Raw genomic sequence first — 17,617 nt, forward strand, 5'->3', positions numbered from 1 at the left:
CGCAGACGATCGAGCCAGGGACGTCGGCACGAGCTTCCTCAGTCCGCGTGAACAAGGGAACGGCCCGCGGCCGACCGGGTTCGCGAGCGCGTCAGCAGGGCACGAGGCGAGCGCGCACGGCCTCCGAGCAGGGCCTCGACGGTCTGAGTCGCGTGAGAGCCACGCAGTCCAATGGGGCAACGCAGATGTGATGTCTGGTGCGGAGGACCCGGTCGGGGTCCGGGCCGGAGCGCCGCTCCCGACAAGGCCGGTCAATGCTTCACAGCCAGAAAGACACAGCAGCACAGCGACGAGCGCAGCTGTCGACGATCGCCTCGCCTCTCATGGTCCCCCGTCCGATCGACATCGCCCACATCAGCGATCGGAATCATTCCTTGGGAGGCGAGAGGACACCCGCCAGCCGCCCTGAGGCCCAGATCGCGGCCTCGGGCGTGAGGTGCGCGTCGTCACGGTACATGAGCGTGTTGCCGACCACGACCGGACACCCTCCGTCGACGCACAGCCACTCGGTCGTCGGCATGAACGCGGCGCCGGCGGCCGAGACTGCCGCAACCATCCGATCGGTCAGGCCGGACGGGCTGGCCGTCTTCGTTGCGGTGGTGCACTTTTGAACGGCGTCGATGTTCTTCGCGAGGCACGAAGGCGCATCTGCCGCCAGGCGGGGAGTGTCACCGATCCAGGTGACCTGTTCCGCGCCGGCGTCGCGCAACTGGCCGAGGAATTCCGTCGCTCCCGTGAACCAGGCCCGAGAGGCGGCGTCATCTGACAACTTGCGGGAGACGAACGACGAGACGACGACCAGCTGCGGTCGCAGTTCGGCCACGCGCGAGACCACCGATCGGTGCGCGTCGGTGCACTCGGAATAGGTCCGCCCGGAGTCGGACGGGTGCGGGATGCGTGCGGTCGTCGCCGCGCACGCGGATTTGGTCAGGGACACCAGACGCCACCCATTCTCCGCCGCGACACGATCGAGGGCGGGGAACCATTGGGCGGCGTGCGAATCGCCGACGAGTACCGCCGTCCGCTCCGCCTCCGGGTCTCCGAAAGCGCACGGGCCGAACGCGGTCTGTGCGAACTCGAGGTGGCAGCCGTTCGCATACGTCGCGGGCAGCGCGCTGGCCGCCGCGGTGAGGGACGGCGTGAGTGAAGTGGGCAATGACGCGAGAGCGAGTCCCTCCCTGAGCTGGCGAGCCGCGTCGACATCCGCGACCGGCGCCTGGGTGGATGCGGTCGCGGGAGCGTCCGCCTGCACGCCGGGAAGGGCGATCAGGGCAGCACCGGGCACCAGGGACACCGCGACGGCAGCGGCCGCGATCGCGAACCCCGCTCGCGTCCTCCTTGCGGCCGGCTGGCCGGCGCCGGTTGCCTCCTGGGGGCCGTTCTGCTGCGAAGGTGCCGAGCGCGACGACCGCGCGCGGAAGACACGTTCGACACACACGTAGGAGAGGATCCCGGCCACGATCGACGCCAGGCAGAGCCCGACGCGCAGGAGCACGGGGAGGTCGCCGATGTGCTCGCCGAGGAGCGAGGCGGGGAAGACCAGCAGAGGCCAGTGCCAGAGATAGATCGAGTAGCTCCACCGGCCGATCCACCGCAGCGGCGCCCAGCGCAGGACTGTTCCCGCACCAATGCCCCGCGCGTCGCCGCCGACGATGACCGCCGCAGTCGCGATGACCGGCAGGAGCATGGCGATGCCCGGTGTCGGCGTGCTGTCATCGAAGATCACCGCCGAGACGACGATGCCCACGACCCCGACGACGGCGAGGACGCGCCCCAGCACGTCCGGGATCCGGCCGAGTGCGGGCGCGACCACCGCGATCATCGCCCCGACCGCGAGCTCCCAGGCCCGCGTCGGCAGCATGAAGAAGGCCCAGGACTGAGCCGTCGCCGTGAGGATGACGCTCGCGACGAGCGACACCGCCGCGATCGCCCCGATCCCGGTCAGCAGTACCATTGTCGCCTTGCGCCGACGCGCGATGGCCATCAGCGCGAGGATGATCAGCGGCCAGAACAGATAGAACTGCTCCTCCACACCGAGAGACCAGAAGTGCAGTACGGCGGACTGATCCACCCCCTGTGCGAGATAGTCCGTCGACTGGGCGGCGAACCGGAAGTTCGCGACGTTGAGCCCGGCCGCGACGATGTCCCACCCGAGGGCCGCCCACTGGACGAACGGCAGGATGAGGTATCCGGCGACTGCGACGACGATGAGGACCACTGCCGCGGCCGGGAGCAGTCGACGGCCACGCCGGATGTAGAACGACACGAGGTCGAGCCGGCCAGTGCGGTCGAACTCGCGGATGAGGAGGCCCGTGATGAAGAAGCCGGAGAGGACATAGAAGACGTCCACCCCGACGTAGCCGCCGACGAGGCCGAGCAGGTGCGCGTGATAGGCGACCACGAGCGTGACGGCGACAGCGCGGAGGCCCTCCAGGTCACCACGGAAGCCGCCGGACGTGCGCGGAGCGGCGAGCCGTGGCGTTGAACGTTCTACATGTGAGGTTTCAGAAGGCACCCGAAGACTCTAGCAACCGCCGGGCCCGGTGACGAAAGAGGGCGCCTCCCGCGAACGGGAGACGCCCTCTTGTCGTGTCGGAAGGACTTAGAAGTCCATACCCGCACCCGGGTCGCCGACCGGCGCCTGGTTCCTCTCGGGCTTGTCGGCGACGACGGCCTCGGTGGTGAGGAACAGGCCGGCGATCGACGCCGCGTTCTGCAGCGCCGAGCGAGTGACCTTCACCGGGTCGTTGATGCCGGAGGCCAGCATGTCGACGTACTCGCCGGTCGCGGCGTTGAGGCCGTGACCCACGGGGAGCTCGCGCACCTTGGCGACCACGACGCCGGCCTCGAGGCCCGCGTTGATGGCGATCTGCTTCAGCGGCGCCTCGATGGCGACCTTGACGATGTTCGCGCCGGTCGCCTCGTCGCCCTCGAGCGTGAGCTTCTCGAACGCGGTCTTGCCGGCCTGGATGAGGGCCACGCCACCACCGGCGACGATGCCCTCCTCGACGGCGGCCTTCGCGTTGCGGACGGCGTCCTCGATGCGGTGCTTGCGCTCCTTGAGTTCGACCTCGGTGGCCGCGCCCGCCTTGATGACGGCGACGCCGCCGGCGAGCTTGGCGAGACGCTCCTGGAGCTTCTCGCGGTCGTAGTCCGAGTCGGTGTTCTCGATCTCGCCACGGATCTGGGCCACGCGGCCGGCGATGGCCTCGGGGTCGCCCGCGCCCTCGACGATGGTGGTCTCGTCCTTGGTGATGACGACCTTGCGAGCCTGGCCGAGCAGGTCGAGGGTGACGTTCTCGAGCTTGAGGCCGACCTCCTCGGAGATGACCTGGCCGCCGGTGAGGATCGCGATGTCCTGCAGCATGGCCTTGCGGCGGTCGCCGAAGCCCGGGGCCTTGACGGCGACGGACTTGAAGATGCCGCGGATCTTGTTGACGATCAGGGTGGCCAGCGCCTCCCCGTCGACGTCCTCGGCGATGATGAGGAGCTGCTTGTTGGCCTGGATCACCTTGTCGACGATCGGCAGCAGGTCCTTGATCGAGGAGATCTTCTGGTTGGCGATGAGGATGTAGGTGTCTTCGAACACCGCCTCCTGGCGGTCCTGGTCGGTGACGAAGTACTGCGACAGGAAGCCCTTGTCGAAGCGCATTCCCTCAGTCAGCTCGAGCTCGGTGCCGAAGGTGTTCGACTCCTCGACGGTGACGACGCCCTCCTTGCCGACCTTGTCGATCGCCTCGGCGATGATCTCGCCGATGGTGGTGTCGCCGGCGGAGATGGACGCGGTGGCGGCGATCTCGGCCTTGGTCTCGACCTCCTTGGCGCTAGAGACGAGCTCCTCGGTGACTGCGGCGACGGCCTTCTCGATGCCGCGCTTCAGGGTGATCGGGTCGGCGCCGGCGGCCACGTTGCGGAGGCCCTCCTTGACGAGCGCCTGAGCCAGCACGGTCGCGGTGGTGGTTCCGTCGCCCGCGACATCGTCGGTCTTCTTGGCGACCTCTTTGACGAGCTCCGCGCCGATCTTCTCGTACGGGTCGTCGAGCTCGATCTCCTTCGCGATGGAGACACCGTCGTTCGTGATGGTGGGGGCGCCCCACTTCTTCTCGAGGACGACGTTGCGACCGCGCGGGCCCAGCGTCACCTTGACGGTGTCGGCCAGGATGTTGAGGCCGCGCTCGAGGCCGCGACGGGCATCCTCGTCGAAAGCAATGATCTTTGCCATGTGTTTCTCGTCCCTCCCGGACGTCTACGAAAGATTCCGTTTTTTAGCACTCGATCAGATGGAGTGCTAAAGCGATTCTGGCACTCGCGCCCGTGGAGTGCAAGGCGGGAGGGCAGGAGTGCGGCGAGGGATCGCGGCGGGCGAAAAGAAGAGCGCCGCCCCGAGGGGCGACGCTCTTCTTCAGATGGTCTTGCCGATCGCTGCGTACTACAGCGGACGCACCGACTCGGCCTGCGGGCCTTTGTTGCCCGAGCCGACCTCGAACTGCACCTGCTGGCCCTCTTCGAGAACCTTGTAGCCGTTCATGTCAATTGCGGAGTAGTGAACGAAAACGTCCTGTCCCCCACCTTCGACGGTGATGAATCCGTAGCCCTTTTCAGCGTTGAACCACTTCACGGTCCCGTTCGCCATGCATTACTCCCATTGCTGTGTCGCTCGCGCAGTCCAGCGCCGCGCGTTGACTCCCGATCCTAATGCTTGCAATGCCCGGTTGCGCCAGTCTTCTGGCCATTCCGTTACGAAAAAGGGCGAAACTTAAACACGCGTGAAACAAAGGGACCCCTCGCGTACACCCGCAGGATGACGCGGGATGACGCGGGATCAGCCCGAGTAATCACTCCCGATGACGACAGTGAGGTCGGCTCCGGTGTCGGCGAACGCCTGCGACTCCTCGATGACCGCTCCGGGCAGCGACTGGGCGACGCCCAGTGCGGCAGCCTGGTTCTTCGGATCGGAGTAGTAGACGATCGTCTGGGTGAGGTCCTGCTTGTCGGCGTTGGCGACGGCGCCGATCTTCCAGCTCGCGGCGGTCAGCTTGTTGCCGACGTCGGTCGCCAGGTTGGCGGTCGTCGTCCCGTTCAGCACATTCACGGACAGCGACGAGTCGACCGTGGGGACGATCGTCGGCGTGGGAGTCGGCGTGGAAGTCGGCGTCGGCGTGCCCGACGAGCTGTTCGGGGTGCCGTGGAACGAGATGGAGCCGCTCACCAGCGTGAGGCCGAAGATGCCTGCGCCGACCAGCACGACGACGGCGAGCGCGGCCCAGCCCACGGCGATCCAGCGTCGACCCTTCGGCGGCGGAGCCCGGTGCGCGCCGACGCGCTGGAGGCCGTCGGGGATGTCGTCGAACCGGTCTCTCGGGTACTTCTCTGCCATCTAGGGGTGGTTTCCTCGCGGTGTCAGTCGCCGGACGGGAGTGCCCGGGATCGCCGTGCTGCCAGCCGGGTCTCGCGCAGCCGGAGCAGGCGCTTGACCAGCATGGGATCGTGCCTGAGCGCCTCGGGGCGGTCGATCAGGGCTCCGAGGAGCTGATAGTACCGCGCCGCGGACAGACCGAACTCCTCGCGGATCGCCTGCTCCTTGGCGCCGGCATGCCGCCACCACTGACGCTCGAACGCGAGGATGGCGGCCTCACGGTCGGTCAGGCCGCCCGTGTCGGGCTGTGGGATCCGGTGGTCAGCGGCTTCCGCCACACGCACCGCCTCCCCTCGCCGTCATCGTCAGTGGGGCCGTCCCCGCGCTCGCGAGTCATCCTAGGGGCGGCCTCCTGTGTGTTGCGCGTTTGGATGCGGCACGTCGCGAGCCGAAACAGGGAACAGCGGGGCGCGCCGGGCCGTTTAGGCTGGGGAACGCCACGACGAAAGGACCGCACGATGGGTGCACCGCAGGACGACGCAGCACAGGAGACGTACGGGGTCAGCAAGACCGACGACGAGTGGCGTCGGGAGCTCAGCGCCGAGCAGTACGCCGTGCTCCGCGAGGCTGGCACCGAGCGGCCGTGGACGGGTGAGCTCCTCGACGAGGGCCGCGCCGGGCTGTACACCTGCGCGGCGTGCGGCGCCGAGCTGTTCAAGTCGGGCACCAAGTTCGACAGTGGCTGCGGCTGGCCGAGCTTCTACGAGTCGATCCGACCGGAGGCCGTGCAGCTGCTCGAGGACGACAGCCTGGGCATGGTCCGCACCGAGGTCCGCTGCGCCAACTGCGGCTCGCACCTCGGCCATGTGTTCCCCGACGGCTTCGGCACGCCGACGGGCGACCGCTACTGCATGAACTCGATCTCGCTCAACTTCGCGCCGGAGGCCTGATGAGCGGTCGCACTGCGGGCGATCTGGTCGAGCGGGTCGCCGCCCGGCGGTCGTTCTCGCGCGTGACGCCGGCGGCGCCCAGCCACGACGAGCTTCTGCCGCTGGTCGCCGCGGCCGGACGTGTCGCCGACCACTCCGCGCTGCACCCGTGGCGGATCATCGAGCTGCGCGGCGACGCCCGGGTGCGGCTCGGCAAGTCGTTCGTCAAGGACGCACAGGTCGCAGGAGAGGCCGCAGACAAGCTGGCCTCCAAACCGCTCCGGTCCGCCCTCCTGCTCGCGATCGTCTCGGTGCGGACGAAGAACGAGAAGGTGCCGGGCTGGGAGCAGGACGCGGTCGCTTCTGGCGTCGCGCACATCCTGAGTCTGCTCCTCCACGATGCGGGCTGGGGCGTCATCTGGCGCACCGGCCACCACACGCGATCCAAGGCCGTGCACCGCATGCACGGGCTGGCGAAGAACGAGCGCCTGCTCGGCTGGCTCTACGTCGGCGGTGTGCCCGACGAGAGCAGGGAGGGGCACCGCAAGTCGGTCGACGCCGAGCGGTTCCTCAGCGTGCTCGACTGACTGCAGGAGCCGCCGAGGGGCACGCGTGTGCCCTTATTCCGCCCGTTCAGGGGCCTTTGCGTGCCCTTCGGCGACGGGCGACGGGCGACGGGCGACGGCGCCAGCGGATGCTCGCGACGGCTACGGCGACCAGTGCCAGGAGCGTTCCTCCGATCGTGGTGGCCGTCACCGGCTGCGACGACGTCGGGGCGAAGAGATCCAGGAGCAGCGCAGTGACGAGCTGACCGGCCACGGTCGCCAGGCCCAGCAACAGCACGCCGGTCACCCGGACGAGCAGGGCGGCGGCCGCGATGAAGATGCAGCCGATCGCGCCGCCGGCGTACAGCCAGGGCTCGGTGGGGAGTGGTTTCGGGAGGCCGCGGATGCTCCAGTCGATCGCCATCAGCACCAGGAGCACGGTCGTGCCGACGGCGAAGTTGACGAAGGTCGCGGTGAGGGCGCTGGAGGCGACCACGCGCACTTGGCCGTTGACGGCCTGCTGCCAGCCCAGGCCGAGCCCTGCGATCAGCGGCAGCAGCATGAGCCACACCGGGACTCCGTCGCCGAACTGCGACGAGACGGCCCAGGTGACGGCTGCGAGCGCGATGATCGCGCCGGCGAGTCGGGCTGGCGTAATCGGGCGCCGGCCGCCCGGCCCCAGGCCGATCCGGTCGAGGACGAGCCCGCTGACCGTCTGGCCGGCGACGACGGCCACTGTGAACAGGGCCACGCCGAGAACCGCGGCGGCGACCCCCTGCGACAGCACCAGGAACGCACCGGCCGCGCCGCCGGCCACGTACCACCAGGGCAGCTCCCGGCCGCGGAGCGCTGCGATCACGCGGCCCAGCCCCCGGCGGCCGGTAGGAGCGATCGCCATCGCGACGATGAGGATGAGCAGGCCGGAGCCGAACGAGATGAGGGCGGCGGTGACCCCGTCGTCGAGCCGGCTTCCGAGTTCCCCGTTGATGCGCGACTGGAGGGCGACGCCCGCCCCACAGATGATGGCGACGACGAGCGCGAGCCAGAGCGGGAAGGAACGGGAGGTCACGCGCCTAGCCTAGGGCGCGGCGACGCGGGTCACCGCGGACGTGGCGCCGCAGCGATCGGGATCAAGGCGCAGGCGCCTCACCGTCGGTGGGCTCCGGGTGCGGGAGCCAGGGGATGTCCTCCTCGGGAGCGACGTCCTTCTCGAAGTCGAGGTCGTCGTCGTCCGGCTTGTCCGCGTCGGGCTTCTTGTCGGTCATGACCTGACCGTACCCGGCGCCTCGCCGGCGAGGAAGGCGATGGGCGACTCGATCGCGTCGGCGATCTCGCGCAGGAATCGTGCGGCGACGCCGCCGTCGGTGACGCGGTGGTCGAAGACGAGGCTGAGCTGCACGAGGCGCCGCGGGACCACAGCGCCGTCGACCACCCACGGCCGCTCGATGACACGGCCGATGCCGAGGATGGCGACCTCCGGGTGGTTGATGATCGCCGCGCTGCCGTCAACGCCGAGGCTCCCGTAGTTGTTCACCGTGAAGGTCGAGCCGGTCAGATCGGCGGGCGGAAGAGTCCCCTCGCGAGCGGCGGCGGACAGCCTGCCGAGCTCGGCGTCGAGGTCGCGGATGCTGAGCGCCTCCGCGCCTCTGATCACGGGGACGAGGAGCCCCCGCGGGGTGTCGGCGGCGAAGCCGAGGTTGACGCCCTCGAAGGTCTCGATACTGTCGCCGCCCGCGGTGACGCGACCGGCCAGCTCGGGGTGCCGCCCGAGCGCGCTCAGCGTGAACCGCGAGACGAAAGCCAGCATCGACGGCGGTCGCTCCCCGCGGCCGAGCGTGCGGCGGGCCTCCCACAGCTCGGTCGCGTCGACGTCCACCCAGACGGTCGCCTCAGGGATCTCGGAACGGCTCCGGGTCATTGTCTCGGCGACAGTGCGACGGAGGCGCGAGAACGGCGTGACCGCGGCGACGCGGAGGCCGGTGCGGGTGTCGAGGCCGGATCCGGTGGGCGGCGTCGCGTCGGGCTCCCTCGCTGGCGCGGGTCGAGCAGCGGGCGCGTCCGGCGTGCTCGGTGCGGCGGGAGGCGCTGTCGGCGCCGTCGCCTTCGCCGCCGCGAGTGCGGCCTCCACGTCGCGCCGGGTCACCACCCCGCCGGCGCCTGTCGGCGTCAGGGACGCCAGCTCGATGCCGTGCGTGTGGGCGAGGGCGCGCACCACCGGCGAGACGACAGGGACGACGCGGCTCGGGGCTCCCACTGCAGCGCCGCCGCGCGGTGTGGCACGGCCGCGCCGACGTGCGGAGGCGTGGTCGGTGGTGCCGTAGCCGACGAGCACCTGACCGGAGCCCGAGGCGACCGGTTCGGGCTCGCGGGCCGGTTCGGGTGAAGGTTCCGGATCTCCTGCCGCGACCGCCTCCACCTCCTCCTGCACCTCGAGCAACGGGGCGCCGACCATAATGGTCTCGCCCTCCTCGCCGTGGCAGACCGCGACGACACCGGCGAACGGCGACGGCACCTCCACCACCGACTTGGCGGTCTCCACCTCGGCGATCGGCTGGTCGACGACGACCGTGTCGCCGACCGCCACCAGCCAGCGGACCAGCTCGGCGTCGGCGAGTCCCTCGCCCAGGTCGGGCAACTCGAAGACCTTCATGCGTCCTCCCACTGGAGGTCGTCGACGGCGTCGAGCACCCTGTCGACCCCCGGCAGATAGAAGCGTTCCAACTTGGGCGGCGCGAACGGGGTGTCGAAGCCGGTCACGCGACGCACCGGCGCCTCCAGGTAGTGGAAGCAGCGCTCGGAGATGCGCGCGGCGATCTCGGAGGCGACGCTCGCGAAGCCCGGAGCCTCGGCGACGACGACCGCGCGGCCCGTCGCCCGGACCGCCGCGCAGACCGTCTCGTCATCGAACGGCGTGAGGGTGCGCACATCGACGACGGCGAGGCTGCGGCCCTCCTCGGCCGCGGCCTCCGCTGCGGCGAGCGCGACCGGCACGGTCGGCCCGTAGGCGATCAGCGTCGCGTCGGTGCCCTCGCGGGCGATCCGCGCGCGGCCGATCCGGGGCAGCGGCGCGGTGACGTCGACCTCTCCTGTCGACCAGTACAGCTTCTTCGGCTCCAGGAAGACGACGGGGTCGGGATGGGCGATCGCGGCGCGCAGGAGACCGTAAGCGTCTTGCGGGGTTGCCGGCGTGACGACGGTGAGGCCCGGCGTGTGCACGTAGTAGGCCTCCGACGAGTCGGAGTGGTGCTCGACGCCGCCGATCCCGCCGGCGAACGGGATGCGGATGACCATCGGCAGCCGCACGGCGCCGCGCGTGCGGTTGCCCATCTTGGCCACGTGGTCGACGATCTGCTCGAACGCCGGGTAGGCGAACGCGTCGAACTGCATCTCGACGACGGGGCGGAGGCCGTTCATCGCCATGCCGACCGCCGTGCCGACGATGCCGGACTCGGCGAGCGGAGTGTCGAAACAGCGCTGCTCGCCGAACCGCGCCGCAAGGCCGTCGGTGATCCGGAAGACGCCGCCGAGAGTGCCGACGTCCTCGCCGAAGACGAGCACGTCGGGGTCTGCCGCGAGAGAGTCGGCGAGCGCGCGGTTGAGCGCCTGCGCCATGGTCATGGTGGTCACGGCCGATGCGGTCTCGGGCCGGTCGCCGTCGGCGGAGTGGTCGGCTGAGTGGTCGGCGGGTGCGTCGTGCGTGAGCGTCATCGGGAGACCTCCTCGGTTCGGGATGCGGACTCGGCGGCGAGCTCTGCGGCCAGCAGTTCGGCCTGCTCGCGCAACTGCGGGGTGGGCTCGGCGTAGACGTAGGCGAAGAGGTCGAGCGGCTGCGGCTCGGCGTCGACCATGATGCGGGTGCGGAGGTCCACGGCGACGCGTTCGGCGTCGGCGCGGAACTCGGCATCGTCGACGTCGGTGAGTGCTCCCTGCGCCTGCAGCCAGGTGCGCAGCCGCAGCAGCGGGTCGCGCGCGATCCACGGCTCGACCTCCGCCGCACTGCGATAGCGGGTGGCGTCGTCGGCGTTGGTGTGCGACTTCATGCGGTAGGTGATGGCCTCGATCAGGGTCGGTCCGCCGCCTTCGCGCGCCTCGGTCACGGCCTCCCCCAGCACGGCGAGCAGCGCCGCGAGGTCGTTGCCGTCGACCAGTCGCCCGCGCATCCCGTAGCCGACGCCCTTGTGCGCGAGGCTCGGCGCCGCGGTCTGGCGGCTGAGCGGCACCGAGATGGCGTAGCCGTTGTTCTGGACCAGGAAGACGACAGGGAGGTGGAACACGGCCGCGAAGTTGAGCGCCTCGTGGAAGTCGCCCTCGCTGGTGGCGCCGTCGCCGCACATCGCGACGACCACGGTGTCCTCACCGCGCAGCCGTGCGGCGTGGGCGAACCCGACGGCGTGCAGCAGTTGGGTGGCGAGCGGTGTCGACTGCGGGGCGACCCGGTACTGCTTCGGGTCGTACCCGCAGTGCCAGTCGCCGCGCAGGAGCAGGAACGCCTGCAACGGGTCCACGCCGCGACTGACGACGGCGACGGAGTCGCGGTAGGTCGGGAACAGCCAGTCGCCCTCGTCGAGCACCATCGCCGCGGCGACCTCGCAGGCCTCCTGCCCGTGCGACGACGGGTAGACCGCCAGCTTGCCCTGGCGCACCAGCGCATCGGCCTGGTCGTTGAGGCGCCGGCCGAGCACCAGCCGGCCGTAGCCGTCGCGGAGCACCGCGGTGGACGGGAACGCGTAGTGCTCGTGCGGGTGGGCCGAGCCCTGCTCGTCGATGAGCCGCAACGGGGTATCGCCCGGCATCAGATCGTCGGCGTGCATCTGTTCTCCTTCGAAAGACGTCGCTGACCATCAGAATGACTTCGCTGGACCCGTTTTGCCACCTGTTGTATGGTTTCGAGACGAATGGGTGCGCTCTCGCCTCATGGATGTCAAACTGTCTTCCACCATGGACGACATCGACTCCCGGATCGTGGACGCCCTGCGGGCGGACGGCCGGGCCTCTATCACGGCGGTCGCGGAGGCCGCGCACGTCTCGCGCGCCAACGCCTACGCCCGGGTGTCCCGCCTGGTGGAGGAGGGCGTCATCACGGGCTTCACGGCCAAAGTCGACCCACGCCGCTCGGGGCGCGCGTCGTCGGCGTACGTGACGATGCGGGTCGAACAGGCCGCCTGGCACGACCTGCGTGCGCGGCTGCGCGCCATCCCCGAAGTGGAGCACTTCGCCCTGGTCGGCGGCGACTTCGACGTGATCCTGCTGGTGCGCGCCCGCGACAACGAGGACCTCCGCCGCGTCGTGCTGGAGGAGCTCACCAGCATCCCCTCGGTGCGGGACACCAAGACTTCCCTCGTCTTCGAGGATCACGACCTGCGGTGAGTGCGGCACCGCGGTGCACATTCGGCGGGAATGTCGCGCTCCGCCGCGTCGAACGCGTCATTCGCGCCGAATCGTCACCCGGCGCGGGAGGCGACATTCGAGGGTGAATGTCGCTGCGAGAAGGTGCGATGGTGCGCGAAAGCGCCCCGCTCGCTACGCTCGCGCTATGGCGAACCCAGCGGCGGGCACGCTCACGTCGGAGTTCACGATCGCCGACCTGATGGCGCTCGCGCGGCTGGACGACCGCGCGGCGGTCGACGGGCTCACTGTCGCGCTCACGTGGCGGTACGAGCACACGATGACGCTCGCGAAGGCGCTCGTGGCCGCCGGGTCCGGCGTCATCCTGTCGCTGATCGTACCGGTGCTGCAGTCGAACCCGGCGGTGAACCCGATCCCGGTGGCCGCGTGGCTGTGGGTGCTCGTCGCCGGGACGGCAACGATGCTGAGCGGCGGCGTCTTCTACCTGCTCGCGCGGCGCGCCCAGCGCACCTTCGTGCTGGCGCAGGGGCTGCTCGCCGAGCTGCTCGCCCTCCGGCCGCCCCTCGCGGCACCGCCCGCACGGGCGGCACCTCCGCCCGCAGCTCCGGCGGCACCGCAGGCGGGAGCGGCGCCGTGAGCACCACCATCGTCGTCGTGCTGGCCTCGTTCGTTGTCGTGCTGGCCCTCGCACTCGCGCTCACCGCCGTCATCGTGCGCGCCTCCCGGCTGCAGAACGACCGGGCGCGCGCCGCCGCGCTCGGGACCCCCTCGGCGTGGAGCGCGCTCGCGGGCATCTCGCTTTCCGGCTATGCCGACGACGAGCGGGTGCGGAGTGCCGTCGACGGGTTCCTCGCGGCCGGCCGGCGGCGATGAGCTCCCTCTCGCTCCCCCGCCCTCCCGCTGCGAGCGACCGCGACCCGTCGCGCGCGCACTGGATGGAGCTGTTCTTCGACCTGGTGTTCGTCGCGCTGGTCGGGCAGCTGGCGCACGGCCTCCACGTGCACCCGTCCTTCGCGGCGCTCGCGATCTTCGTCGCCCTGTTCGCGTCGGTGTGGTGGTCGTGGGTCAACCTGACCTTCGTCGTGGACGTGTCGCCGCAGCTGAGCGCCCGGCGCCTCTCGATCGTGATGCTGATCGCGATGTTCGCCGTCGGCGCGCTGGCGGTCGCGGCTCCGGAGGCCGTGGGCGACCGGGCCTGGCTGTTCGCGGCGGGCAACGCCCTGCTGCGGGTGCTGCTGCTCGTGGTCTGGGTGAGAGTGTCGTGGGCGAACGGCACCGCGTCGCGTGTGCGGATCGTCGCCTACAACGGCGTCACGGCGGTGATCTGGCTGGTCTCGATCGCGCTCCCGGCGCCGGCGGACTATGTGCTGTGGGCGCTGGCCATCGTGATCGAGGTCGCCCTCCTCACCCTGACCTCCGGTGCGTGGTCGTCGCTGGCCCTCGACCGGATGAACGTCGAACATCTGTCGGAGCGGTTCGGCCTGCTCGTCATCATCGTGCTGGGCGAGTCGGTCCTCACCATCGTGGCGGCCGTCAGCGATGCCTGGACGCTCGCCGCCGGCGTCGTCGGCATGCTGGGGCTGCTTCTGACGGCCGCCCTCGCCTGGTCGTTCTTCCTCTATGGCGTGGAGGCCATGACGAACGGGCTCGAGAAGCTCTTGGAGGCGGGAGACGCCCGTGGGATCCGGGACACGGTGGGGTTCCTGCCGTTCCTCCTGCTGGCGGGCGTCACCGCGATCTCGGGAGCCCTGGCCGAGGCCATCGCCCACCCCGCCGAGCCGCTCCCCGCGGCGCTCGCGGTCTCGCTCGACGGCGGCATCGCTCTGTTCTATCTGACGAACGCGATCATCGCCCGCCGCTACGGCGACCCGTGGCGACGGGTGCTGCGCTGGGCCGTGCCGGCCGTCGCCCTGCCTGCGCTGCTGGCGGTGGCCGCACTGTGGCTGCCGGCCGCGGCCTCCGTCGGGTGCGGGGTGGCCATCCTGGCGCTGGTCGTCACGTCGTCCGAACTCGCCTCGCGAGCGCGTCGCTTGCCCGACCGGCAGGGTTCTGCGACTATTTACTAGCTGAACGTTCGTTCGGTAATTCGCATTCGAAGGAGCTGCGATGCCCGAGGCCTACCTGGTGGGCGGAGTCCGCACGGCGGTCGGTCGCTACGGGGGCGCGCTCGCCGGAATCCGGCCCGACGACCTCGCCGCGCTCGTCGTCGGGGAGGCCGTGCGCCGCGCCGAAGTGAACGGCGCAGCCGTGGACGACGTGATCCTCGGGGCCGCCAACCAGGCCGGCGAAGACAACCGCAACGTGGCCCGGATGGCCGTGCTGCTCGCCGGGCTGCCCGACAGCGTCCCCGGGGCGACCGTCAACCGCCTCTGCGCGTCCGGCCTGAGCGCCGTGACGCTGGCAGGGCAGGCGATCCGCGCGGGCGACGCCGATCTGATCGTGGCGGGAGGCGTCGAGTCGATGACGCGTGCTCCCTGGGTCCAGGCGAAGCCCGAGCGGCCCTGGGCCAAGCCGGGGACGCAGTTCGACACGTCGATCGGCTGGCGCTTCACGAACCCGCGACTGCTCGACCGGGACAAGGCCACCTTCACGATGCCCGAGACGGCCGAGGAGGTCGCCCGTGTCGACGGGATCACGCGCGAGGAGGCCGACGCGTTCGCTCTGCGCAGCCACCATCGAGCTGCTGCCGCGACCGACGCCGGACGGTTCGCCGACGAGATCGTGCCCGTCGCGACGATGCGGGGCGAGGTCGTCGTCGACGAGAGCATCCGCCGTGACACCGACATGGACGCGCTGGCCGCCCTGCGTCCGGTCGTCGCAGGCGGTTCGGTCGTCACCGCCGGCAACTCGTCGCCGCTGAACGACGGCGCGTCCGCCATCGTGGTGGCGAGCGGCGACGCAGTGCGCCGTTATGGGCTCCGTCCGCGCGCCCGGATCGTCTCCTCTGCGAGCGCCGGCGTCGCGCCCGAAGTGATGGGGCTCGGGCCGGTCCCGGCGACGTACCGGGCACTGGAGCGGGCCGACCTGGAGGTCGGTGACCTCGGCAGCGTCGAGCTCAACGAGGCGTTCGCCTCCCAGTCGCTCGCCTGCGTGCGCAGGCTCGGGCTCGACGATGAGCGCGTCAACGCCGACGGCGGAGCCATCGCTCTCGGCCACGCGCTCGGGTCGAGCGGCACCCGCATCCTGGTCACCCTCCTCGGCCGGATGGAGCGCGAAGAGTCGCGGTACGGCCTGGCGACAATGTGCGTCGGGGTGGGCCAGGGGACCGCGCTGATCGTGGAGGCGTTGTGAACGGCGGCATTGTGAACGGCGGCATTGTGAACGGCGACACCCAGAACCCGGGCGATGCGAACGGAGACCCTGTGACCACCGAGACCCTGCTCGTCACCGAGCTCGCCGACCGCCTGGTCGTGACGCTCAACCGTCCCGAGCGCAGGAACGCCATCGACCAGCGGATGGTCGACGACCTCCACGCGGTCTGCGAGGGTTTGGAGCGCGAGCCGCGCCTCCTGATCCTCACCGGCACGAAAGGGGTGTTCGCCTCGGGCGCCGACATCGCCGAGCTGCGCGAGCGCACGGCCGACGATGCGCGGCGCAGCATCAACGCGACGGTGTTCACCCGCATCGCCGAACTGCCGATGCCCGTCATCGCGGCCCTCGACGGCTACGCGCTGGGCGGCGGCGCCGAGCTCGCGTACGCGGCGGACTTCCGGATCGGCACCCCGCGCCTGCGCATCGGCAACCCGGAGACCTCTCTCGGGATCATCGCGGCGGCCGGTGCGCTCTGGCGCCTCCCCCAGCTCGTCGGCCACCCTCTTGCCGCGGAGATGACGATGGCCGGGCGCGTGCTCACCGGCGAGGAGGCGCTCGCCGCCGGTCTGGTGAGCGACCTGTTCGAGCCGGCTGAGCTCCTCGCGGGGGCCCACGCGCTCGCCGATCGGATCGCCGCGAACGACCCGCTCGCCACGCAGCACACCAAGCGCGTGCTGCGCGCGCCGCTCGCCGAGCATCCCGCCGCCGAGCAGGAGGCGCAGGCCGTGCTCTTCGAATCGGAGGAGAAGCGCAGACGGATGACCGCGTTCCTGGAGCGGAGTCGGCGATGAGCGCGGGTGCGAGCGCGGCCGGCGCCGACAGCCTCCCGAACCGGGTCGGCGTGCTCGGCGGCGGCCGGATGGGTGCGGGGATCGCGCACGCCTTCCTGATGGCCGGAGCCCCGGTCGCCGTGGTCGAACGCGATGCACGCTCGGCCGCGGCCGCCCGCGACCGCGTGCTGGCCGCCGTCGAGGGCAGCGTCCGCCGCGGCGCCGCCGCGCCCGAGCCCGATCGGCTCGTCACGACCGTCGACTGGGACGCTCTGCGCGGCTGCGGCCTCGTCGTGGAGGCCGTGCCCGAGGTCCCCGAGCTCAAGCGGGAGGCGCTGCAGCGCGCGGAGGAACTGCTGGAGCCCCTCGCCGTGCTGGCCAGCAACACCTCCTCGCTGTCGATCGACGGACTCGCGTCCGGGCTGCAGAGGCCGGGCGCCTTCCTGGGCATGCACTTCTTCAATCCCGTCCCGGCCTCCGCCCTCGTGGAGGTCGTGGCTGGGACGGCGACCGCGCCGAGCGCCGTCGAGCTCGCCGCCGGCTGGGTCGCTGCTCTCGGCAAGACTCCGGTCGTCGTGCGCGACTCCCCCGGCTTCGCGTCGTCGCGCCTCGGCGTGCTGCTCGGCCTGGAGGCCGTGCGCATGGTGGAGGAGGGAGTCGCCTCCCCCGAGGACATCGATGCGGCGATGACACTCGGCTACAAGCACCCGGTCGGCCCGCTGCGGCTCACCGACATCGTCGGACTGGACGTGCGGCTCGACATCGCCGAGTACCTCGCGGGCGAGCTCGGGCCGCGCTTCGAGCCTCCAGAGCTCTTGCGGCGGATGGTCGCGAACGGCCTGCTCGGCCGCAAGTCCGGCCGCGGGTTCTACGACTGGAGCGACGACGCCGCCGAGGGCACCGGGAGCACCGGGAGCGCCGACGGCGGCGTCAGCCTCGGTCCGGAGCGTCCACGATGAGGTTCGTGATGCGCGCGGTGCACAGCCGGTTGCCGTCTTCGTCGGTCACGACGACCTCGTGCGACGTCACCGTCCTGCCCAGCCGGATCGCCGTCGCGACACCGGTCACGAACCCGGTGCGCGCCGACCGGTGGTGCGTGGCGTTGACGTCCAGCCCCACGGCGCTGCGGCCCGGCCCGGCGTGGATGACGGCCGCCCACGAGCCGAGCGCCTCCGCGAACGCCACAGAGGCCCCGCCGTGCAGCAGTCCGAACGACTGGCGGTTGCCTTCCACCGGCATCGTCGCCACGACGCGCCTGGCGGACTGCTCCAGGATGCGCACGCCCATCTTCTCGTCGAGCTCGCCGAGCTCGATCGTCCAGTCTTCATCGGCCACGGCACCAGCCTATGCGCCACCGAC

At 70.8% G+C, this 17,617-nt stretch carries 20 protein-coding genes; 9 read left to right on the forward strand and 11 right to left on the reverse strand.

All coding sequences use genetic code 11. The features are described 5' to 3' along the window. Positions 1 to 367: 367 nt before the first annotated feature. The 5 genes from ACPPVW_RS02405 to ACPPVW_RS02425 all read right to left on the reverse strand — a co-directional run bounded on the left by ACPPVW_RS02405 (position 368) and on the right by ACPPVW_RS02425 (position 5,700). The gene (locus tag ACPPVW_RS02405; RefSeq protein WP_426624957.1) at positions 368 to 2,515 is read right to left on the reverse strand and encodes an acyltransferase family protein; all 2,148 of its coding nucleotides are present in this window, start codon (positions 2,513 to 2,515) and stop codon (positions 368 to 370) included. A gap of 87 nt (positions 2,516 to 2,602) precedes the next feature. Next, positions 2,603 to 4,222 (reverse strand): chaperonin GroEL, encoded by a 1,620-nt coding sequence (groL, locus tag ACPPVW_RS02410; RefSeq protein ID WP_426624958.1) that lies wholly within the window; start codon positions 4,220 to 4,222, stop codon positions 2,603 to 2,605. Positions 4,223 to 4,429: 207 nt separating this feature from the next. Further along, on the reverse strand, positions 4,430 to 4,633 hold the full coding sequence (locus ACPPVW_RS02415; protein ID WP_055914585.1) for a cold-shock protein: 204 nt from the start codon (positions 4,631 to 4,633) through the stop codon (positions 4,430 to 4,432). A gap of 189 nt (positions 4,634 to 4,822) precedes the next feature. Then, entirely contained in the window at positions 4,823 to 5,377 is a 555-nt protein-coding gene (locus ACPPVW_RS02420) for a LytR C-terminal domain-containing protein (RefSeq protein ID WP_426624959.1), read from the reverse strand. Between the two features lie 23 nt (positions 5,378 to 5,400). Next, on the reverse strand, positions 5,401 to 5,700 hold the full coding sequence (locus ACPPVW_RS02425) for a DUF3263 domain-containing protein (RefSeq protein WP_426624960.1): 300 nt from the start codon (positions 5,698 to 5,700) through the stop codon (positions 5,401 to 5,403). A 174-nt stretch (positions 5,701 to 5,874) separates the two neighbouring features. Between ACPPVW_RS02425 and msrB the strand changes: the two genes are divergently transcribed. Together msrB and ACPPVW_RS02435 are read left to right on the forward strand one after the other, a co-directional pair. Continuing rightward, positions 5,875 to 6,306: a peptide-methionine (R)-S-oxide reductase MsrB gene (gene msrB, locus ACPPVW_RS02430; protein WP_426624961.1), complete on the forward strand. Its 432-nt coding sequence runs from the start codon at positions 5,875 to 5,877 to the stop codon at positions 6,304 to 6,306. After that, positions 6,306 to 6,872, forward strand: a complete 567-nt coding sequence (locus ACPPVW_RS02435) for a nitroreductase family protein (RefSeq protein ID WP_426624962.1) — start codon at positions 6,306 to 6,308, stop codon at positions 6,870 to 6,872. The genes msrB and ACPPVW_RS02435 overlap by 1 nt, the downstream gene beginning before the upstream one ends. 46 nt (positions 6,873 to 6,918) lie before the next feature. Here ACPPVW_RS02435 and ACPPVW_RS02440 read toward each other — a convergent pair whose 3' ends face one another. The 5 genes from ACPPVW_RS02440 to pdhA form a co-directional block, all read right to left on the reverse strand. Next, a complete protein-coding gene (locus tag ACPPVW_RS02440) occupies positions 6,919 to 7,899 on the reverse strand; it encodes a DMT family transporter (protein WP_426624963.1) in 981 nt (326 codons plus the stop codon). A 61-nt stretch (positions 7,900 to 7,960) separates the two neighbouring features. Beyond that, positions 7,961 to 8,095, reverse strand: a complete 135-nt coding sequence (locus tag ACPPVW_RS02445; RefSeq protein ID WP_426624964.1) for a hypothetical protein — start codon at positions 8,093 to 8,095, stop codon at positions 7,961 to 7,963. Continuing rightward, complete coding sequence (locus ACPPVW_RS02450; protein WP_426624965.1) at positions 8,092 to 9,480, reverse strand: dihydrolipoamide acetyltransferase family protein; 1,389 nt, start codon at positions 9,478 to 9,480, stop codon at positions 8,092 to 8,094. Before ACPPVW_RS02450 ends, ACPPVW_RS02445 begins: the two co-directional genes overlap by 4 nt. Continuing rightward, positions 9,477 to 10,538 (reverse strand): alpha-ketoacid dehydrogenase subunit beta, encoded by a 1,062-nt coding sequence (locus tag ACPPVW_RS02455; RefSeq protein ID WP_426624966.1) that lies wholly within the window; start codon positions 10,536 to 10,538, stop codon positions 9,477 to 9,479. The genes ACPPVW_RS02450 and ACPPVW_RS02455 overlap by 4 nt, the downstream gene beginning before the upstream one ends. Further along, a complete protein-coding gene (gene pdhA / locus ACPPVW_RS02460; protein WP_426624967.1) occupies positions 10,535 to 11,641 on the reverse strand; it encodes a pyruvate dehydrogenase (acetyl-transferring) E1 component subunit alpha in 1,107 nt (368 codons plus the stop codon). Before pdhA ends, ACPPVW_RS02455 begins: the two co-directional genes overlap by 4 nt. 127 nt (positions 11,642 to 11,768) lie before the next feature. On the opposite strand from pdhA, the gene ACPPVW_RS02465 reads away from it, so the two are divergent. The 7 genes from ACPPVW_RS02465 to ACPPVW_RS02495 all read left to right on the forward strand — a co-directional run bounded on the left by ACPPVW_RS02465 (position 11,769) and on the right by ACPPVW_RS02495 (position 17,217). Further along, positions 11,769 to 12,197, forward strand: coding sequence for an Lrp/AsnC family transcriptional regulator (locus ACPPVW_RS02465; protein WP_426624968.1), 429 nt, complete (start codon positions 11,769 to 11,771; stop codon positions 12,195 to 12,197). A 166-nt stretch (positions 12,198 to 12,363) separates the two neighbouring features. Beyond that, entirely contained in the window at positions 12,364 to 12,813 is a 450-nt protein-coding gene (locus ACPPVW_RS02470; protein ID WP_426624969.1) for a hypothetical protein, read from the forward strand. Next, positions 12,810 to 13,049, forward strand: a complete 240-nt coding sequence (locus ACPPVW_RS02475) for a hypothetical protein (protein WP_426624970.1) — start codon at positions 12,810 to 12,812, stop codon at positions 13,047 to 13,049. Before ACPPVW_RS02470 ends, ACPPVW_RS02475 begins: the two co-directional genes overlap by 4 nt. Next, positions 13,046 to 14,242: a low temperature requirement protein A gene (locus tag ACPPVW_RS02480; protein ID WP_426624971.1), complete on the forward strand. Its 1,197-nt coding sequence runs from the start codon at positions 13,046 to 13,048 to the stop codon at positions 14,240 to 14,242. The genes ACPPVW_RS02475 and ACPPVW_RS02480 overlap by 4 nt, the downstream gene beginning before the upstream one ends. Before the next feature lie 40 nt (positions 14,243 to 14,282). Continuing rightward, positions 14,283 to 15,467 carry a thiolase family protein gene (locus tag ACPPVW_RS02485; RefSeq protein WP_426624972.1) on the forward strand — a complete coding sequence of 395 codons (1,185 nt, stop codon included), beginning with the start codon at positions 14,283 to 14,285 and terminating at the stop codon, positions 15,465 to 15,467. Between the two features lie 71 nt (positions 15,468 to 15,538). Continuing rightward, positions 15,539 to 16,279 (forward strand): enoyl-CoA hydratase/isomerase family protein, encoded by a 741-nt coding sequence (locus ACPPVW_RS02490; RefSeq protein WP_426626236.1) that lies wholly within the window; start codon positions 15,539 to 15,541, stop codon positions 16,277 to 16,279. Continuing rightward, positions 16,276 to 17,217 (forward strand): 3-hydroxyacyl-CoA dehydrogenase family protein, encoded by a 942-nt coding sequence (locus ACPPVW_RS02495; protein WP_426624973.1) that lies wholly within the window; start codon positions 16,276 to 16,278, stop codon positions 17,215 to 17,217. Before ACPPVW_RS02490 ends, ACPPVW_RS02495 begins: the two co-directional genes overlap by 4 nt. On the opposite strand, the gene ACPPVW_RS02500 is transcribed toward ACPPVW_RS02495, so the two are convergent. Beyond that, complete coding sequence (locus ACPPVW_RS02500) at positions 17,189 to 17,593, reverse strand: PaaI family thioesterase (protein ID WP_426624974.1); 405 nt, start codon at positions 17,591 to 17,593, stop codon at positions 17,189 to 17,191. The two genes, ACPPVW_RS02495 and ACPPVW_RS02500, sit on opposite strands and share 29 nt — an antisense overlap. Between the last annotated feature and the right edge of the window lie 24 nt (positions 17,594 to 17,617).

Origin of the sequence: Leifsonia sp. McL0607 (genome assembly GCF_049993355.1) — a bacterium.
In the GTDB taxonomy this organism is placed as follows: Bacteria; Actinomycetota; Actinomycetes; order Actinomycetales; family Microbacteriaceae; genus Leifsonia.